The organism is Terrimonas rubra (genome assembly GCF_042686025.1).
In the GTDB taxonomy this organism is placed as follows: domain Bacteria; phylum Bacteroidota; class Bacteroidia; order Chitinophagales; family Chitinophagaceae; genus Terrimonas; species Terrimonas rubra.
This window is the reverse complement of record NZ_JBHUOZ010000001.1, coordinates 683,125-702,197: the sequence shown is the minus strand read 5'-3', so window position 1 is coordinate 702,197 and position 19,073 is coordinate 683,125. Positions and strand designations below refer to the sequence as shown.

The following is a 19,073-nucleotide window of genomic DNA, read 5'->3' as shown; positions in this document are numbered from 1 at the left end:
TAAAAGCTCGTTTTTGAATAATAGTAAGATGTGTTAGTGTTCGGAAAGCTATTGTTGCTAGTATATATGTTGCATATAACATTAACACTATTGTATATAATAATTATATAAGATCAGCGTTTTGGTGATACTCTTTATAATACTGCGATTTATTACATCATAAGCACAAAAGCCCAAAGGCTGCCCGATTGCAGCGGCACCCCGTACGCAGTAACGGGGTATAGCGGAAAGCGGGGACTGCGGCTGATAGTAGTACTATAGCTGACAGCCCCAGGCAAAAAACGGAGTATTGACAGTTTGCCGCCTTCTGTATGTATCCGGCAATAAAATCAGTAAGCACATCCTTATCTTTGCCCTTCATGCAATTTAAAGATATTATTGGCCAGCCGGTATTGAAAAATGAGCTTCCTGAGTTAATGCAGGAGAACAGGCTGGCCCATGCCTTATTGTTTTTAGGAAAGGAGGGCTCGGGCGCTCTGGGTTTGGCCCTGGCACTGGCACAATACGTGGTTTGCGAAAAAGTAAATGGTGTGACGGTGAGTGCCGGCCCGTCCTTATTTGGTGACGAACCAGAACCGGCGGCTGCCGATAAAACGGATAGCTGCGGCACCTGCCCGGCCTGCCTTAAAGCCGCGCAACTGGTACACCCGGATATTCATTTTGCCTACCCGGTGGTTACCAAAAAACCTGGTACACCACCCTTAAGCACCGATTATATTACAGAGTGGCGGGAATTTGTTACAGCCTATCCGTATGGCAATGTATACGACTGGCTGCAGTTTATTGGCGCCGAAAATAAACAGGGTAATATCACTGCCCATGAGTGTAACGAAATTATCCGCAAACTGAGCCTTAAAAGTTTTGAGAGCGAGTATAAAATACTCATTATGTGGATGCCCGAATACCTGGGTAATGAAGGCAATAAATTGCTGAAGCTGATAGAGGAGCCACCACCAAATACACTTTTCATTTTAGTGGCAGAGAATGAAGCAGCCATTTTACAAACCATCCTGAGCCGCTGCCAGCTGGTAAAAGTGCCCATGCTGGAGATGGTGGATATTGAAAATGCCCTGGTAACCCGCCATAAAACCGAGCCCCTGGTCGCCCGCCAGGTAGCCAATATAAGCGAGGGCAATTACCGCGAAGCCCTGCACATGGTACAACATGCCGATGAGGATTGGCAGGACCTGCTGCGGGAATGGCTGAACGCTATACTTAAAAACGGCCCCGTAGCACAGGTAAAATGGGTGGATGAGATCAGCAAGGCTGGCCGTGAAAAGCAAAAACAGTTTTTACGTTATTTTAATCATTTGCTGGAACTGGGCCTGCGCCTGCGGGTATTGGCCGAAGCGGGACAAACCGTAGCAGCCAGCGATAATGAAAGGGATTTTGCCCTGCGCCTGAATAAAATTACCGGCATTGAACAGCAGGAAGCCATTATTGAAGAACTGGATAAAGCCGCTTATTATATTGAACGGAATGCCAATGGTAAAATGCTGTTTCATGCGCTTACCATTAAGTTATACCATATCATTAAAGATAAAGTAGTGATGGAGTAATACCACAAAACGGTAATTTTTTTAAGATAAACAGAACGGCTTAGCAAACTATATAAACCCTTCGTACATTTGTTGCTGTGGCTCTAACCAATAATATATTAAGCATTATTCCGCAGCGGGCGCCTTTTATCATGATCGATGCCCTGGAAACCTGTACACCGGAAAATGCAAGTACCTCTTTTACGGTACGCCCCGATAATATTTTTATTGAGAATGGTATTTTACAGGAAGCGGCGCTGGTGGAAAATATAGCCCAGACCGCCGCGGCACATATGGGTTATACCTGCCAGCAGGAAAACAAGCCCGTGCCCGTTGGGTTTATCGGCGCTGTACAAAACCTGGTTATACATGCCCTGCCGGCCGTAAATGATGAATTACATACCGAAATTGTAATAAAAAACCAGGTATTTAACGCCACTATTATTGCGGGTACCATTGTATTGAACGGCAAACCCATTGCCGGCTGCGAAATGAAAATTTTTATATCATAAACCTAATAATAAAAACTCACCACTTATGAAGCGCATGATAATGCTGGTACTGTTGGCTGCCATTACCGGTTTTGCTGCAAATGCACAGGCCCAGTTAAAAGAGGTATTTGCCAATAAGGAAACGCCCCTGTTCTACTATGGTATTGATTTTACCAATATAAAAGTAATTGACGATGCCGCTATCAATGCCGAAGATGTGGTGAGCCGCCAGTTTAACGGGATTAATGATGTGGTGGTGAACGAACCTAAAAAGTATACTATAGCAGAGGCTTTCCGCAAAAGCCAGGTAGATCATGACCTGAGCTTTGTAAGCGAACGCAACAAAACGGTTGATCCTAAAAAATTAAACAGTACTACTGCCTCCGATTTTGAACGTTTAACGCAAAAGGATATTGAAGCTACCGTGGCCAAATTAAAAACCGGCACTAATACCGGTGTAGGATTAGTACTGGTAGCCGAAGCTTTAAGCAAGGGGAAAAAAGCCATGGCCGTATGGGTTACTTTTATTGACAGTAAAACCAAAAAGGTATTATACACGGAAAGAGTGGAAGCCAAAATGAGCACAGCTTTCAGCCTGCGTAACCAGTGGGCCTCCTGTATCAAGAACCTGATAGATGATATTGATAAGAAGAAATTTAAAGAGTGGAAGAAAAAATTTGCAGCTGAATAATGCCCAAAACACTTACAACACGCACTGAAATACTGATCCGGTTTAACGAGGCTGACCCTTTGGGTATTGTATGGCATGGCCACTATATCCGTTATTTTGAAGATGCCCGCGAAGCTTTTGGTAAAGAGCATAACCTGGGCTATATGCACTTTTTTAAGCAGGGGGTGGTTATTCCTATTGTACATGTGGAATGTAACTATAAAAAATCGGTCAGGTTTGGCGAAACCATCTGGGCCGAAGCCACTTTTATTCCCACCGATGCGGCAAAAATTAAATTTGAATATGTGCTGTACAATGCGGCCAACCAGGTAGTAGCTACCGGCAGTACTGTACAGGTTTTTTTAGATAAGGAAACACAGAGTTTACAACTGGTGAACCCGCCTTTTTTTGAAGCGTGGAAAGCTGGCCTGGGATTATAAAAACAATAAAACAGTACCTTGTACGGGCAATACAACAGCATGCAACCAGTGTATATTACAGGAACGAATATTATTACTCCCATTGCCTCCACAACCGCAGCAAATTTTGACCTGCTGGCGCAAAATGTTTCAGGGGTACAGCAACACCATGATGAAGATTTACTGCCGGTGCCGTTTTATGCTTCCCTGTTCAGTAAAAAACCGGACAGTATTACGCAAGCGGATAAGGTTACCCGGTTTGAGCAATTATTGATAGACTCTGTTGCCGATGCGGTGAAACAGGCGGATATTGATACCACAGCTGCTGACACGGCACTCATCATTAGTACAACCAAAGGCAATATCAGTTTAATAGAAGGGGTGCAAAACCCGGACCCGTCATTACAGCAGCGTGTAGCGTTACACCGTTCTGCTAACATTGTACAACAGCATTTTGGCTTTATACATACACCTGTGGTGGTATCGCATGCCTGTATTTCGGGCCTGGTGGCACTGATCACGGGTATGCGGCTGATACAGGCCGGCAAATACCGGCAGGTGGTGGTAACCGGTGCGGATATTATCACACAATTTGTGTTATCCGGCTTTCATTCCTTCATGGCCATCAGCGATCAGCCCTGTCAACCCTTTGATGCCAACCGTAAAGGTATTAACCTGGGCGAAGGAGCGGCTACTATTATTCTGTCGGCCGGGCCTAAAGCAGAACAAACAGCGGTACAGCTGATGGGCGGTGCGGTAAGTAACGATGCCAATCATATTTCGGGCCCCTCACGTACCGGGGCCGAATTATACCAGGCTATCAGCGAAGCCATGCAACAGGCGGGTGTCAGTGCCGGCGATATTGATTTTATATCGGCCCATGGTACCGCTACCCGTTATAACGACGATATGGAAAGCAAGGCCATTACCCTGGCCAACCTGCAGCAAAAGCCGGTGAACAGCCTGAAAGGTTACTATGGCCATACCCTGGGTGCTGCGGGTTTAATTGAAACAGCAATAACGGTGGACTCCCTGCTGCAAAATAAAATTATTGGTACGAGGGGCTTTGAACAACCCGGGACTGCTGAAAATATTAATGTTTGCAGTACATTGCAGCCCGGATTATACAAAACAGCTTTAAAAACGGCTTCCGGTTTTGGCGGTTGTAACGCGGCAATTGTGATTCAAAAAAGTAATTAATTTTTTTGATACCGGCCGTTGTGCTCCGGTCAGCATTGGTTGCGCCTGCCCCGACGAGGCTTTCAAATGCTTTTGGAAGGCGGAACTCGGGGTCGCACACTTGTACTGCATAACGTTAATGAACAGGCAATAGCTGTACAATAAGCAGGTTTGTATTATATCATTAAACACTCAACATTAAATATCCCCAGGCGGGAACGAGCTATTTAACATGAAATTTTTTACTAAAGACAACCGCAGTGCGTTAGAGGCAAAACATATTGCCCAGTTTATAGCATTTGGTCCCGTGGTATTCCAGGTGGCCAAAGTAATGCGTGATAAAGGCATTTTAAAACTGATTGAAGATAAAACCGCGGGTGGGGGTATCAACTTACAGGATATTGCCAGCCAGACCGGCATACAGGAGTATGGTGTAAGGGTATTGCTGGAATCGTCTTTAGGTATTGGCCTGGTGGTGGTAAGTGAGGATGGTAACTACAGTCTTACCAAAACAGGCTACTTTATCCTGCACGATCCGCTGACCATTGTGAACATGGATTTTATTCATGATGTAAACTATAAAGGCCTGTTTCACCTGGATAAAGCCATTGAAACCGGTAAGCCGGAAGGGTTAAAAGAACTAGGCGACTGGCCTACGGTGTACGAAGGTTTATCCAAACTACCGCCGCATATACAAAAAAGCTGGTTTGCCTTTGACCACTTTTTCTCTGATATCGCTTTTCCTGAAGTATTAAAAAATGTATACAAATACGGTGTAAAAAATATGCTGGAAATTGGTGGTAACACGGGCAAATGGGCCGTTGCCAGCACCAGTTATAACCCCGATGTACATATTACCATTATGGACCTGCCCGGCCAGGCCAGCATGGCTGAAAAAAAGGTAAAAGAACTGGGCCTGGAAAACAGGGTGTCTTTCTTTCCTAACAATGTACTGGATGAAACCAAAGCTTTTCCTAAAGGGTTTGACAGTGTGTGGATGAGCCAGTTCCTGGATTGTTTTTCCGAAGCGGAAATTGTGTCCATCATGAAACGTTGTGGCGAAGCCATTACGGATGATGGCTATATTTTTATCCTGGAAGCCTTCTGGGATACCCAGCGTTTTGAAACAGCCGCTTTCTGTTTACAGCAAACATCCATCTATTTTACTGCGGTAGCCAACGGCAACAGCCAGATGTATGACAGCCGCGTGTTTATCAAAAGCATTAAAGAAGCCGGTTTTGACATAGTAGAGCAGGTGGATGGCATTGGATTAAGTCATACGCTGCTGGTATGCAAAAAAGTTGGTTAACAGGCCTTGGCTTCAGTCACGGCGGAGATGATAAATAAAAACTAAAGGCCCATTTCAGCGGGTTTGGGAGATAAAATATGGAACAGGTAGACGTATTGGTAATTGGCGCCGGTCCTTCAGGAACCGTTGCTGCCTCTATTGTACACCAGGCCGGGTACAAGGTAAAGATTGTGGAAAAACTGCAATTTCCCCGTTTTGTAATTGGCGAAAGCCTGTTGCCGCGTTGCATGGAAGCGCTGGAAGAGGCAAAGTTTTTAGATGCCATTAAAAAGCAGGGCTACCAGGAAAAATATGGTGCCAAGTTTGAAAAAAAAGGTAAAATATGCGATTACGCCTTTGCCAATAAATTTTCAGAGGGTTGGTCATGGACCTGGCAGGTACCCCGTGCCAGCTTTGATAAAGTATTGGCCGATACGGTGGCTGAGATGGGTGTAGAAGTGGTTTACGAAACCACGGTTACCGCCATTACCTTTAACACGGACGGCAGTTCGGTAACCACCATTGAAGATAAAAACGGGGTGGAAAGTAAAATAGCCGCCCGATTTATTATTGATGGCAGCGGTTATGGCCGGGTAATACCCAAGCTGTTTAACCTGGAAAAACAATCCAACCTGCCGCCGCGTAAAGCTTTGTTTGCGCATACCGTTGATAAAAAACGTTCGATGGATGATGAACCCAACCGTATTACCATTGTGGTGCATGAAAAAGGTGTATGGATATGGATCATTCCTTTCTCTGACGGCATTACCTCTTTAGGTTATGTAGGTGATGTGGAATTTTTTGAAAGAACACCCGGCACTACACCGGAAGAGCAGTACCGTAACCTGATAGCATCCCAGCCTTATATTGCCGAACGGATGAAGGATGTGGAGCTGGTATTTGAACCCCGCACCTTACAAGCCTGGTCGGCTACTACCGATAAATTTTATGGTGATGGCTTTGTGTTAACCGGTAATGTGACCGAATTCCTGGATCCTGTATTTTCAAGCGGTGTAACCCTGGCTACGGTGAGCAGCCAGCTGGCCGGTAAATTGGTAGTACGTAAATTAAAAGGTGAAGCTGTTGACTGGAATGCCGAGTACATGGATATTATGACCCGGGGCGTGGATGTGTTCCGCAGTTATGTAATGGCCTGGTACGAAGGCACCCTGGATACAATTTTCTTTGCCGATAACCAGGATCCCCTGGTGAACAGGCAAATATGTTCCGTACTGGCAGGTTATGTATGGGACCTGGAAAACCCTTACGTGAAAAACCACAAGACCATTTTAAAGAAACTGGCAAGAACGATAGAACTGAGAGATATGATAGAAGATTAAAAAAAAGCGGCCTCAGGCCGCTTTTTTTTAATACCAGAATATGATTGAATAAAACGTTAACTGGTAACCTCATAGCTTGATCATTACACTGCCAACAGCCATATCATGTATGGCCCTGCGTTTGGGATTGCCGGTAATGGTTAAAAAAGAAATCCAGCCTAAAGCCACTTTTACTACATAACGTACCAAAGCCTGTAAAAACCCAATTCTTTTAGTACTATTTTCAGTTTGTTTTACCCTGATCCCTTTCATATAATTACCCAGCGTGGCCCCGAGTGTAGTGGCTAAAGGTTCATAAACAAGCCATATACTTACAAACAAAACTATCCTGAGCCAATCAGGCGGATTGTCCATTTTATCTAAGATACCGGCAATAACAAACATTAAACCCACAATGAAGAGGGTGTCAATAAAAGTGGACTGGATCCGGTCCGATAAGGGTGGGTAAGTTTCTGTCATACAATTTTTAGTTATTTAAAATGATGGGTGGTAAAATGGAATAGTTCCGGGAGCTCATCTTCTGTTAAAAAAGACTGTCAAATTAATGAGATTGTTCGCTTGTAACGAAACTGTTACCTGGTGTACAAAACAGGTAGTAAAAGACCGTAATTTCATGATGGTGGCAGTTGGTGGAGGCTACAAGATACATTTTTTCAAGGTTTCTTCGCTATAACTAAACCTTTGCCTACTTTTGACGACTTTATTAAAATAACCCCGATCAGCTCAGGATATTACCATATAAACGCTGCTGTAGTAGTGAACAATAACCGGATTGTAAAAAACGGAGTCCAGGTGCTGGAAACTGATCCCGGTACGGCAGCCTCCTTTTTAGATACGGCCTACCGCGAACTGGCTATGGATTATCCGAAGTTCTTTAAAATGGATAAGCTGAGCAAACTGGGTATGCTGGCTGCCGATGTACTGTTGCGGGATAGCGGACTTCCGGGGAATTATGCTCCTGAAAAAACAGGGATTGTACTGGCCAATGCCAATGCCAGCCTGGATGCGGATGTAAAATATATGGAATCGGTAAGGGCTATTCCCAGTCCGGCGCTTTTTGTGTACACCCTGCCCAATATCGTGATTGGTGAAATAAGCATCCGTTACGGTTTTAAAGGCGAAAATGCTTTTTTTATTCAGCCTGCATTTGATGCCGAATGGTTGTATTTTTACACGCAGGACCTGTTACAGCACAAACACCTGGATGCCTGTATCTGTGGCTGGGCCGACATAATAGGGGAGGAATATAAAGCCGCCTTTTTCCTGGTGGAGAAAAAGGCAGCCGCTGAGGCACAGCCTTTCACCACTGAAACAATTAAACAAGTTTATAGTTAAATAGTATTATGGAACAATTAATGCACACGCTAAAAGAGCAGCTGATCAAACAATTAAACCTGAACGATAAAAAACCGGAGGATATTGGTAACGATGATCCCTTGTTCGTAGAAGGTTTGGGTTTGGATTCTATTGATGCGCTGGAACTGATCGTGTTATTACAACAGGAATATAAAATAAAACTGGCCAGTGCCGAAGAAGGACAAACCGTTTTCCGTTCTATCCGCACCATGGCTCAATACATCACCGATCGCCAGGCCCAGGCCGCATCCTAAATATATGGCGGGTACTGTTTTTATAGCGGGTTTGGGCGTTATTTCGGCCATTGGTAACAATGTGGCTGCTAATATGGCTTCCCTGCTGGCCGGTGAGGCCGGTATGGGTACTATGCGCTACCTGCAATCGGCACATAAGGATAAATTGCCTGTGACCGAAGTAAAACACAGTAACGAAGAACTGGCCAAACTGGCCGGTTTACCTGCACATATCAGCCGCACGGCATTGTTAAGTACCATTGCGGCACAGGAGGCTGTACAAAATGCCGCCATTCCGAAATGGGAACAATGGCGTACCGGCTTTATCAGTGCCAACAGTGTGGGCGGTATGGATAAAACCGAGGATTTTTTCATACAATACCTGCAAAACCCTAAATCGGGCCGTTTACGTGATGTGGTCAACCACGAATGTGGCGCCATTACCGAGATCACTGCCGATAAACTGGGCATTAAACACCATATCAGCACCATCAGCACCGCCTGCTCCTCTTCGGCTAACAGCATTTTTTTAGCAGCCAGGCTTATCCGCCAGGATAAACTGGATATTGTAGTAGCCGGTGGTGTAGACGCACTTACCCGATTTACCCTCAACGGGTTTAATACTTTAATGATACTGGACCAGCAGTTTTGTCAGCCTTTTGATGAAAACCGCCGGGGCTTAAACCTGGGTGAAGGGGCCGGTTATGTAGTTTTGGTATCCGAGAAAGTAGCGGCTACCCTGGCCAAAGTACCCGAAGTGCATTTATCGGGCTGGGCCAATGCCAACGATGCGTATCACCAGACAGCCTCCTCACCCGATGGCGTAGGCTCCTACCTGGCTATGCAAAAAGCCCTTGCCAAAAGTGGCTTGCAGCCGGCAGATATTGACTACATAAATCTTCACGGTACAGGTACACAGAATAATGACAGTGCGGAGGGAACGGCCATCAGTAAACTATTCCAGGCCCCTTACCCCGCCATGAGCTCTACCAAAAGCTTTACTGGTCATACCTTAGGCGCCAGCGGCGCTATTGAAGCTGTATACGCTGTTTTAGCCATACAACATGGCGTTATCTTCCCGAACCTGCGGTTTCAAACACAGATAGTTAACCAGCCTTTTGCACCGGTAACTACCCTGCAACACCAAACAGTGAACCATGTTATGTCCAACTCCTTTGGCTTTGGCGGTAACTGCAGCTCGCTTATCTTCTCAAAAATTCAGTAATTATTTGTGAGCCGGCTGCAGTGCTGCTGGCATCGTTCCTTGCGTCGCACACTTCAGCTGTACCAATACTAATGAACCAAAAGCAGAAAGCGTAAAGCTGAATGCTTCCATAAACATTCAACTTTAAACGCAAAACCTTAAACCCTCCCGGCTGTTTTTGCTAAAATTTATCTAATCCCCGCTTTAAGCTGCGTCATTCCGTCCAAAGGTTATAAGTTTGCAACCTGATGCGTTACCAACGGTTTATTTTCCCGGTTTTAGTGGCTGCAATTCTCATTACCCTGGCAATGGGTGGTGTTGGCTGCGCCAATATTGTTCCGCCCGAAGGCGGGGCAAAAGATACTTTAGCTCCGCGTTTACTGCGGGTTACCCCCGATGATGATACCCGGAACTTTGATGCTAAAAAGATCGTTTTTTCCTTTGACGAATATGTTGACCTGGTAGAGAACGGCCAGAAAATGGAAGTATCACCATTACCCAAATCACCGCCCCGCATTGGCCGTAAATTAAGGACTGTAACCATTAACTTAAGGGACACCCTGGAGGCCAACACTACTTATTCCATTAATTTAAAAGGCGTAGTGAAAGATGTGAATGAGGGCAATGAGATGGAAGACATGATCTATGTTTTTTCCACCGGCGCTACCATTGACAGCATGGAACTTTCGGGTAACGTGATCATGGCCGAAGATGGAAAAGTTGATTCAACCCTTACCGTGATACTGCACAGGAACGGCGAAGACTCCGCTGTAGTAAAGGAAAAACCACGTTATGCTACCCGTGTAGATCGTAACGGGCACTTTCATTTTCAATACCTGCAGCCCGGCACTTACTATATTTATGCTCTAAAAAATGAAGGTTCCAGTTATAGATATACAAGCGTCAAACAGGCTTTTGCTTTTGGCAGCGCACCGGTAGTGTTACAGGGAGCTGCGGAGCCTATACAGTTGTATGCCTACACCACTGTTGAGCCGGAAAGGGCCGGACCTAAAACCGCTCCCAAACGTGCCCCGGCAGACCGGCGTTTAAAATACAAGACCAATGCCGGTGGCTCAGCCAAACAGGATCTGCTCACCCGGTTTAGCTTTACTTTTGAAACACCTTTGAGAAGCTTTGACAGTACCGGCATTAAGTTTTATACCGATACACTGTTTACACCTATTACCAGTGGCTTTAACTGGTCATTGGACAGTACCGGAAAAATATTAAGTTTTAATTATCCATGGGTGCAGGATACCTTGTATCATTTTATCATGGATACCACCTTTGCGGTTGACACTCTTGGTTTTAAACTATTACGCAACGATACCATCAGCTTTAAGACCATGGCTAAGCTGGAATACGGTGAATTAAGCATCCGGTTTAAAAACCTGGAACTCAACGAAAACCCCGTCATATTTTTTGTACAGGGTAACGAAGTAAAATACCGTTTCCCGCTTACTGGCCCGGTTTTTACACAAGCCTTGTTTATTCCCGGTGACTATGAACTGCGGTTGTTAAAGGATAAAAACAAAAACGGCATCTGGGATCCCGGCGATTTCTGGGGCTCAAAAGAGCAGCCGGAGCTGGTAAGGCCGATCGGGAAGAAAGTAATTGTGCGGGCCAACTGGCAAAATGAGACCGAAATTGATATTAATGCCCCTGTGGTGAACGAGAACGATAACAGGAATAATGGCCGTCAGCCGGTGAATAACAATAATAGCCAGCCACCAGCCCGCCAGCCCAAAACAACAGCTACCCAGCAGGAAGCAGTATTGGAAAAATAGTGTTGCAGCGCACTGCAAAACCGTATTCAAACTTATCTTTGCAGGATGCAATTTTCCTCGGTGTTATTAGAAAATGCGGTGAACGAATTTGCCAAACTGCCCGGTATTGGTAAAAAAACTGCCCTGCGTTTAGTGCTGCATTTATTAAAGCAGGATAACGGCTCTGTACTACATTTCAGCGACAGCATTGCCAAAATGCGTAGTGAGATCAAGTTCTGTAACCGTTGTTTCAACGTAGCCGATGGTGATATCTGCAGCATTTGTGCCAACAGTTTACGTAAGCAGGATATTATCTGCGTGGTAGAAAGTATACGCGATGTAATAGCCATCGAAAGTACCCAGCAGTTCAGCGGTACCTATCATGTTTTGGGAGGTATTATTTCACCGCTGGATGGTATTGGCCCCGACCAGTTGCATATTGAAGCCCTGGTAAACCGGGTAGAAAAAGAACAAACGGCCGAACTGATCTTTGCCCTGAACCCCAATATACAGGGCGATACAACCATCTACTATATTCAAAAGAAGCTCCAACCTTATGCGGTTAATATTACTACTATTGCCCGGGGTATTGCTTTTGGCGGTGAACTGGAATATGCCGACGAAATGACCCTGGCCCGCAGCCTGCAGAACCGGCTACCGGTTGAAAAATACGTAAGTCACCGGTAAGATAATGGTATAGGCCTGAAGGTATAAGGTATGAGGTTTGCTATCTGTAAATCCATTAGCTTACTACACTACCGGGCAATCCCTTTGTAAATACAGAAAAAGTGTTAATTTTGCACCTCACAGGCGGATTTGTTTATTGTTCGGCCTTTTCTTAACAGAACTAATAAACGTGCAAAAAGCTTCACAGAAGGTTTCCAAACGTTTATTCCCTACTTTTTTGTTAGTAACGGGCTGTGCGCTATACAAATGTATATGCCGGTGACCCGGAAATTATATCCTGCTGAATAGCCTTGTTGCAGTACAAGTGTGCGACGCAACAACAGCCGGGCCAGCGTACTGCAGCCGGTAACAAAAATAAAATTAGTACTATGAGTATAAGAGATGAACTGCAAAAACGGATACTAATTATTGACGGTGCCATGGGTACCATGATACAACGTTACAAACTAACGGAGGCCGATTACCGTGGCGAGCGCTTTAAGGACTGGCATACCGATGTAAAGGGTAATAATGACCTGCTGAGTATTACACAACCCCAGATCATTACGGCTATTCATAAACAATACCTGGATGCGGGAGCGGATATTATTGAAACCAATACCTTCAGTGCTACCAGCATTGCCATGGCCGATTATGATATGCAGGCACTGGCGTATGAATTAAATGTGGCATCGGTACAATGCGCCAGAGAAGCCATTAAACAATCAGGCAAAACAGCCTGGGTAGCGGGCGCTATCGGGCCTTTAAATAAAACCTTATCTATATCACCGGATGTAAATAACCCTGGTTTTCGCGGGGTAACTTTTGATGAAGTGGTAGCAGCCTATTATGAGCAGATCAGCGGTTTGATAACTGCCGGTGCGGATATACTGCTGATCGAGACCATTTTTGATACCCTGAATGCCAAGGGTGCCATTTTTGCCATTAAAAAATACTTCAGGGATAATGCCAATAACCCAGCTGTACCCAAACTTGGACCGGGTGGTGTGGAGATCATGATCAGTGGTACTATCACCGATGCATCGGGCCGTACCTTAAGCGGACAGACCCTGGAGGCTTTTTATACTTCGGTATCGCATGCCAACCCTTTAAGTGTAGGCCTGAACTGTGCACTGGGTGCAAAGGAAATGCGTCCGTATATCGCTGAGCTGTCACAACTGGCCGGTTGTTATGTATCGGCCTATCCCAATGCCGGTTTACCGAATGCCATGGGTGAGTATGATGAAGACCCTGCCGATACCGGGCACTTTTTGGAAGACTGGGCCAGCGAAGGATTTGTAAATATTGTGGGCGGTTGTTGCGGTACTACACCTGACCATATTAAACATATTGCCGATAAAGTAAAAACAATTGTACCACGCCAAATACCTGTTTTAGAAACAGTATTGTAATTGCCGTATGGGTAAGCTAACCATCATATCGCTGTCAAATAGTATTAAAAATTTAGTGCAACAATCGCAAAGACAGTTGTACCAGGCTATTAATACTACATTGGTGGAAACCTATTTTCATGTAGGGCGTATGATAGTAGAGCATGAACAACAGGGGCATAAAAAAGCAACCTATGCCGCGGGAACATTAAAAAGTTTATCGACCCGTTTAACCAAAGCATTAGGGAAAGGTTTTTCGGTAGATAACCTTGAAAATATGCGCCAGTTTTATATCAGTTATCAGCAACAGTATGAAACGTATTTACATAAACAAACAAAATCCGAGACAGCGTCTCGGAAATTACAGGCCGGCAAAACAAGAAATGTAAAATCCGAGACACTGTCTCGGAAATCTCCTTTTGTTTTAACATGGTCGCATTATTTAGTATTACGCCGTATTGAAGATATTAATGAAAGAAAGTTTTACGAGATTGAAGCATTTAATGAAAACTGGAGTGTAAGGGAGTTACAGCGGCAGTACGATAGTGCCTTATATGAAAGATTGGTATTAAGCAGGAATAAAAAGAAAGTAAAAGAACTCAGTACAAAAGGTCATGTTGTGTTGTCTCCGTCAGATGCTGTAAAAGACCCGTACATACTCGAGTTTTTACAGTTGCAGGAGGAGGAAGCCTATTCGGAAAGTGATTTTGAAAATGCAATTATAAGACAACTGGAAAAATTTTTAAAAGAACTGGGGAAAGGCTTCTTATTTGTTGACCGGCAAAAAAGAATAAAAATAGATGATGAGGATTATAAAGTTGATCTGGTTTTTTATCATCGCCTTTTACGTTGTTTTGTTTTAATTGATTTAAAAATAGGAACGCTGAAACACCAGGATCTGGGACAGTTACAGATGTATGTGAATTATTTTGACCAGGAAATAAAATCGGAAGAGGAAAACAAAACGATCGGTATTATTCTTTGTAAAAACAAAAAAGAAAATATCATTAAATATACATTGGGTAACAACAAACAAATATTTGCGAGTAAGTACAAAATGTTTTTCCCGGAAAAACAAGTGCTTAACTTATTGAATAATTATAAAAATATTTAACGCTTTCATTTATACATGAGCAACATAACACATATTAAACCTTACCTGCGTCTTTCGGGATTGGAGCCACTGGTAATACGCCCCGAAACAAATTTTGTGAACGTGGGCGAGCGGACCAATGTAACCGGGAGTAAAAAGTTTGCCCGGCTGATCCGTGAAAACAAATACGAAGAGGCATTAAGCGTTGCCCGCCAGCAGGTGGAAAGCGGTGCCCAGGTCATTGATATTAACATGGACGATGCCCTGCTGGACGGGGTACAGGCAATGACCACTTTTGTAAACCTGATACAGAGTGAGCCGGATATTGCCAAAGTGCCGCTGATGATTGACTCCTCAAAATTTGAGATCATTGAAGCCGGTTTAAAATGTGTGCAGGGTAAATGTATTGTAAACTCCATTTCCATGAAAGAGGGAGAGGAGAAGTTTATTGAACAGGCTATTATTTGCCAGAGTTACGGAGCAGCTGTTATTGTAATGGCTTTTGACGAAGTAGGCCAGGCTGATACCGAAGACCGTAAAGTAGAGATATGCCACCGGGCTTATAAAATACTGACCGAGAAAGTTGGGTTTAAAGGCCAGGATATCATTTTTGACCCTAATATTTTTGCGGTAGCCACCGGTTTGGAAGAACATAATAATTACGGTGTTGATTTTATTAACGCTACCCGCCGGATAAAAGAATTAATGCCTTTAACCGGCGTAAGCGGGGGGGTAAGTAACCTTTCTTTTTCTTTCCGTGGTAACGAGCCGGTAAGGGAAGCCATGCATTCCGTGTTTTTGTATTATGCTATTAAGGCTGGTATGAACATGGGTATTGTAAATGCCGGGCAGTTGGTGGTATACGATGAAATTGAGCCGCAGTTGCGTGAGTTATGTGAAGATGTGATACTGAATCGTAACAATGAAAATAACGAAGCCACAGAAAAGCTGATCGCCTTTGCCGAAACAGTAAAAGCAAAAGGTAAGGTGGAGGTGAAGAATGAAGTATGGCGTACGAATAGCGTGGAAGAGCGCCTGAAACATGCACTGGTAAATGGTATTACCGATTATATTGATGCGGATACAGAAGAAGCCAGGTTAAAATATGCCAAACCGCTGGAAGTAATAGAAGGTCCGTTGATGGATGGTATGGGTGTAGTGGGTGATTTATTTGGTGCCGGTAAAATGTTTTTACCCCAGGTGGTGAAAAGCGCACGGGTAATGAAAAAATCGGTAGCTTATTTATTCCCTTTTATTGAAGAGGAGAAAAAAAATAACCCGCAATTAGGCAATGGCAATGTAAAACGTATTTTACTGGCAACGGTAAAAGGTGATGTACATGATATTGGAAAGAATATTGTTGGTGTGGTATTAGGTTGTAATGGTTATGATATTATTGACCTGGGGGTAATGGTGCCTACCGATAAGATACTGGATACGGCGCAGAAAGAAGGTGCCGATATTATTGGCCTGAGTGGTCTGATCACTCCATCTTTAGATGAAATGGTGAATGTGGCCCATGAAATGAAGCGAAGGGGTATGACCCAGCCATTACTGATTGGCGGGGCAACTACTTCACGTATGCATACGGCAGTAAAAATTGCACCTCAGTATGGCAACGGGGTAGTGCATGTACTGGATGCCAGCCGTAGTGTGACGGTTGCCGGGTCTTTGTTAAGCAGCCAGAAGGGCGATTTTTTGAGCAAGACACAAACGGAATATGATAAACTGAAGTTTGATTTTGAGAATAAAAAATCGGTAAAGGAATACCTGAGCTTCAGTGATGCACAAAACAATAAAGTAAAAATTGACTGGCAAAATTATACCCCGCCGGCACCTACATTTGAAGGCACCACACAGTTTATTAATTATGACCTGGCGGAGTTAAGGAACTATATTGACTGGAAGCCGTTTTTCATTTCCTGGGAATTACATGGCAACTTTCCGCAGATACTGACCGACGAAGTGGTGGGTACGGAAGCTACCAAGCTGTACAATGATGCCAATAAGTTAATTGATCAGATCATTGCTGAAAAATGGTTAACGGCGCAGGGTGTTATTGGTTTTTGGAAAGCCAATACCATCGATCCGGATACCATAGCGGTAACAACCGATAATGGTAAGGTGCACCTGGAATCATTACGCCAGCAGATAAAGAAAGCCGCCGGTCAGCCTAACTTATCCCTGTCCGACTTTATTGCACCCGTTGAGACCGGCCTGCAGGATTACCTGGGCGCTTTCTCCGTTACCATACATGGTATAGAACCGCATATAAAGAAATTTGAAGCCGCCCTGGATGATTATAACAAGATCATGTTACAGGCCCTGGCCGATCGTTTTGCAGAAGCTTTTGCCGAATGTTTACATGAACGTACGCGGAAAGAATTCTGGGCATATATTAAAGATGAACAGTTAAGTAACGAAGACCTGATAAAAGAAAAATATCAGGGTATTCGCCCGGCGCCGGGCTACCCGGCTTGTCCCGACCATACCGAAAAGTATAAACTGTTTCATTTACTGGGCGGCGAAGAAGCGACAGGTATACACCTGACGGAGTCGCTGGCTATGTTCCCGGCTTCCTCCGTTTGTGGATGGTATTTCAGTCACCCCCAAAGCCAGTACTTTGGTATTGGTAAGGTGCAGCCCGACCAGTTTGAAAATTATGTACAACGGAAGGGTATGAACAAAGAGGAGATGGAAAGGTGGCTGCGTCCTGTATTAGAATAAAACCAGGATTTACTACCCGGCAAAATAATTAAAAAGCTTACCCTAAGGGTAGGCTTTTTTTATGCCTGTTGGGCCGAAAACCGGGAAAAAGGCGTAATTTTTTGGGCGATAAAAAAAGCAGGTTAAGCGCTTAGTTATCATCACTTAACAAAAACCTATTATTAGATAGGCCTTTTCCTGTTTAACTTTGGTAACATTCTTGCTTACAGGTAGTATATAATAGCTGTTGAAAAACTACTGTAAAAACACTTAAAACAAAACCAATTAATTATGTCATTCAATCTGCTTGATGTAGTAAAATCACATCTGACACCTGACCTGGTTACCAAGCTGAGCAATATGCTGGGCGAAAATGAAAATGGTATTAAAAAGGCTATTTCGGCTGTATTGCCATTAATACTGGGTGGTTTATCAACCAAGGCCGCAACAAGTGAACAAAGCGCTGCAGAGGTTTTTAACCTGTCGCGTGAAGCCGGTAACAGCGGCGTTTTAAACAACGTGTCGGACCTGTTGGGTAATTCCGACCTGCTAACCAAGGCCAATAGCTGGTTACAATCTATTTTTGGTGACAAGGCCCATGGGATCATTGAAACCATAGCAGGGTTTGCGGGCATAAAAACTTCATCGGCATCTTCTATATTAAACGTAGCTACGCCTGCTACCTTGGGTGCACTGGGCAATCATATACAGACAAATGGTTTAAACAGCGAAGAATTTGCCGGTTTATTGGCATCGCAAAAGACCAATATTCTGGCAGCTATACCCGGTAACATCAGCAGTTTACTGGGTTTTGCCGGCATCAGTACGCCTGGTGTAAGCATTCCGGCCGCGCCTGTAACTGCACATAGCAGCGGGCATGGCCATGCAACACATGATGTACATGCGGTAAATGAAACAGGAGGGTTAAAATGGCTGTTACCGCTTTTAATTTTAATAGGCCTGGGTTTACTGGCCTGGTATTTTGCCGGTGACGGCTGTGGTAGAAAATCGGCCGATACCCATAGTGATACATTAAGTAATGTAGGAACGGTAAAAGATAATGAAGGCCAGGTAACGGTTATTAAAGGCCAGCTGGATACTTTAGGTAATTATATTTATGATGTAGGCGCTGACAGGACGATTACCTTAAGCGATAGTACCGTTTTACATGTAGGGGAGAACAGTACAGAAGCGAAACTGTTTGAATTTTTAAACAGCAATAACAAAACCGTAGACACAGTAGATAAAACAAAAGAATGGTATACATTGGACAGGGTATATTTTGAAACCGGTAAATCGGTATTGACACCGGCATCGCAGCAACAGATCAAAAATATTGCGGCCATTTTAAAAATGTTCCCCAATGCACAGGTTAAGTTTGGCGGTTATACGGATAATACCGGTGCTGCTGATGTAAACACCCGTATCTCCGGTGAAAGGGCTAAAGTAGCATTACAGGAAACCGTAAAAGCGGGTATAGCAGCTGACAGGCTGGCCTCGGAAGGATATGGTCCTTTACACCCGGTTTGTGCCCCTAACGATACCCCTGAGTGTAAAGCACAGAACAGGAGGGTTGATATACGGGTTACTAAAAAATAATAAGAACACCGTCCAAAACAAAGGAGCTGCACCCCGGTGCGGCTTTTTTGTTGCTCATCAGTAAGGGATAAGGAGCTATATAAATAAATATACAGTATTTCGTATATCTACGAATATTCGTATATTTATGAAAT

Annotated in this window: 17 protein-coding genes; 16 read left to right on the top strand and 1 reads right to left on the bottom strand. The window is 44.2% G+C overall.

What is annotated here, in order from left to right; translation table 11 throughout:
• Window positions 1-359 precede the first annotated feature (359 nt).
• The 7 genes from ACFS6H_RS02990 (at window position 360) to ACFS6H_RS02960 (ending at window position 6,925) form a co-directional block, all read left to right on the top strand.
• Window positions 360-1,559 carry a DNA polymerase III subunit gene (locus ACFS6H_RS02990; protein ID WP_386095074.1) on the top strand — a complete coding sequence of 400 codons (1,200 nt, stop codon included), beginning with the start codon at window positions 360-362 and terminating at the stop codon, window positions 1,557-1,559.
• A 77-nt stretch (window positions 1,560-1,636) separates the two neighbouring features.
• Window positions 1,637-2,050 carry a 3-hydroxyacyl-ACP dehydratase gene (locus ACFS6H_RS02985; protein ID WP_386095072.1) on the top strand — a complete coding sequence of 138 codons (414 nt, stop codon included), beginning with the start codon at window positions 1,637-1,639 and terminating at the stop codon, window positions 2,048-2,050.
• A gap of 25 nt (window positions 2,051-2,075) precedes the next feature.
• Window positions 2,076-2,720, top strand: a complete 645-nt coding sequence (locus ACFS6H_RS02980; RefSeq protein WP_386095070.1) for a hypothetical protein — start codon at window positions 2,076-2,078, stop codon at window positions 2,718-2,720.
• Window positions 2,720-3,139 carry an acyl-CoA thioesterase gene (locus ACFS6H_RS02975; RefSeq protein WP_386095068.1) on the top strand — a complete coding sequence of 140 codons (420 nt, stop codon included), beginning with the start codon at window positions 2,720-2,722 and terminating at the stop codon, window positions 3,137-3,139. Before ACFS6H_RS02980 ends, ACFS6H_RS02975 begins: the two co-directional genes overlap by 1 nt.
• Window positions 3,140-3,178: 39 nt before the next feature.
• Window positions 3,179-4,318, top strand: a complete 1,140-nt coding sequence (locus ACFS6H_RS02970; RefSeq protein ID WP_386095066.1) for a beta-ketoacyl synthase N-terminal-like domain-containing protein — start codon at window positions 3,179-3,181, stop codon at window positions 4,316-4,318.
• Window positions 4,319-4,529: 211 nt separating this feature from the next.
• Window positions 4,530-5,606 carry a methyltransferase gene (locus tag ACFS6H_RS02965; protein ID WP_386095064.1) on the top strand — a complete coding sequence of 359 codons (1,077 nt, stop codon included), beginning with the start codon at window positions 4,530-4,532 and terminating at the stop codon, window positions 5,604-5,606.
• A gap of 77 nt (window positions 5,607-5,683) precedes the next feature.
• The gene (locus ACFS6H_RS02960) at window positions 5,684-6,925 is read left to right on the top strand and encodes an NAD(P)/FAD-dependent oxidoreductase (protein ID WP_386095062.1); all 1,242 of its coding nucleotides are present in this window, start codon (window positions 5,684-5,686) and stop codon (window positions 6,923-6,925) included.
• Between the two features lie 69 nt (window positions 6,926-6,994).
• Here the strand turns inward: ACFS6H_RS02960 and ACFS6H_RS02955 are convergent, their stop codons facing one another.
• Window positions 6,995-7,384 carry an RDD family protein gene (locus ACFS6H_RS02955; protein ID WP_386095060.1) on the bottom strand — a complete coding sequence of 130 codons (390 nt, stop codon included), beginning with the start codon at window positions 7,382-7,384 and terminating at the stop codon, window positions 6,995-6,997.
• 222 nt (window positions 7,385-7,606) lie between these two features.
• Between ACFS6H_RS02955 and ACFS6H_RS02950 the strand changes: the two genes are divergently transcribed.
• From ACFS6H_RS02950 to ACFS6H_RS02910, 9 genes are all read left to right on the top strand, one after another.
• Window positions 7,607-8,260 carry a beta-ketoacyl synthase N-terminal-like domain-containing protein gene (locus tag ACFS6H_RS02950; RefSeq protein ID WP_386095058.1) on the top strand — a complete coding sequence of 218 codons (654 nt, stop codon included), beginning with the start codon at window positions 7,607-7,609 and terminating at the stop codon, window positions 8,258-8,260.
• Window positions 8,261-8,268: 8 nt separating this feature from the next.
• Window positions 8,269-8,535: a phosphopantetheine-binding protein gene (locus tag ACFS6H_RS02945; protein WP_386095056.1), complete on the top strand. Its 267-nt coding sequence runs from the start codon at window positions 8,269-8,271 to the stop codon at window positions 8,533-8,535.
• Between the two features lie 4 nt (window positions 8,536-8,539).
• Window positions 8,540-9,739, top strand: a complete 1,200-nt coding sequence (locus ACFS6H_RS02940; RefSeq protein ID WP_386095054.1) for a beta-ketoacyl-[acyl-carrier-protein] synthase family protein — start codon at window positions 8,540-8,542, stop codon at window positions 9,737-9,739.
• Between the two features lie 260 nt (window positions 9,740-9,999).
• Window positions 10,000-11,505 (top strand): Ig-like domain-containing domain, encoded by a 1,506-nt coding sequence (locus ACFS6H_RS02935; RefSeq protein ID WP_386095052.1) that lies wholly within the window; start codon window positions 10,000-10,002, stop codon window positions 11,503-11,505.
• Between the two features lie 45 nt (window positions 11,506-11,550).
• Window positions 11,551-12,171, top strand: a complete 621-nt coding sequence (gene recR, locus ACFS6H_RS02930) for a recombination mediator RecR (RefSeq protein WP_386095050.1) — start codon at window positions 11,551-11,553, stop codon at window positions 12,169-12,171.
• A gap of 368 nt (window positions 12,172-12,539) precedes the next feature.
• Window positions 12,540-13,562 (top strand): homocysteine S-methyltransferase family protein, encoded by a 1,023-nt coding sequence (locus ACFS6H_RS02925; protein ID WP_386095047.1) that lies wholly within the window; start codon window positions 12,540-12,542, stop codon window positions 13,560-13,562.
• Between the two features lie 7 nt (window positions 13,563-13,569).
• Window positions 13,570-14,655: a PDDEXK nuclease domain-containing protein gene (locus ACFS6H_RS02920; protein ID WP_386095045.1), complete on the top strand. Its 1,086-nt coding sequence runs from the start codon at window positions 13,570-13,572 to the stop codon at window positions 14,653-14,655.
• A gap of 15 nt (window positions 14,656-14,670) precedes the next feature.
• Window positions 14,671-17,361: a methionine synthase gene (gene metH / locus ACFS6H_RS02915; RefSeq protein WP_386095043.1), complete on the top strand. Its 2,691-nt coding sequence runs from the start codon at window positions 14,671-14,673 to the stop codon at window positions 17,359-17,361.
• Window positions 17,362-17,631: 270 nt separating this feature from the next.
• Complete coding sequence (locus tag ACFS6H_RS02910) at window positions 17,632-18,939, top strand: DUF937 domain-containing protein (RefSeq protein ID WP_386095041.1); 1,308 nt, start codon at window positions 17,632-17,634, stop codon at window positions 18,937-18,939.
• Window positions 18,940-19,073: the final 134 nt, after the last annotated feature.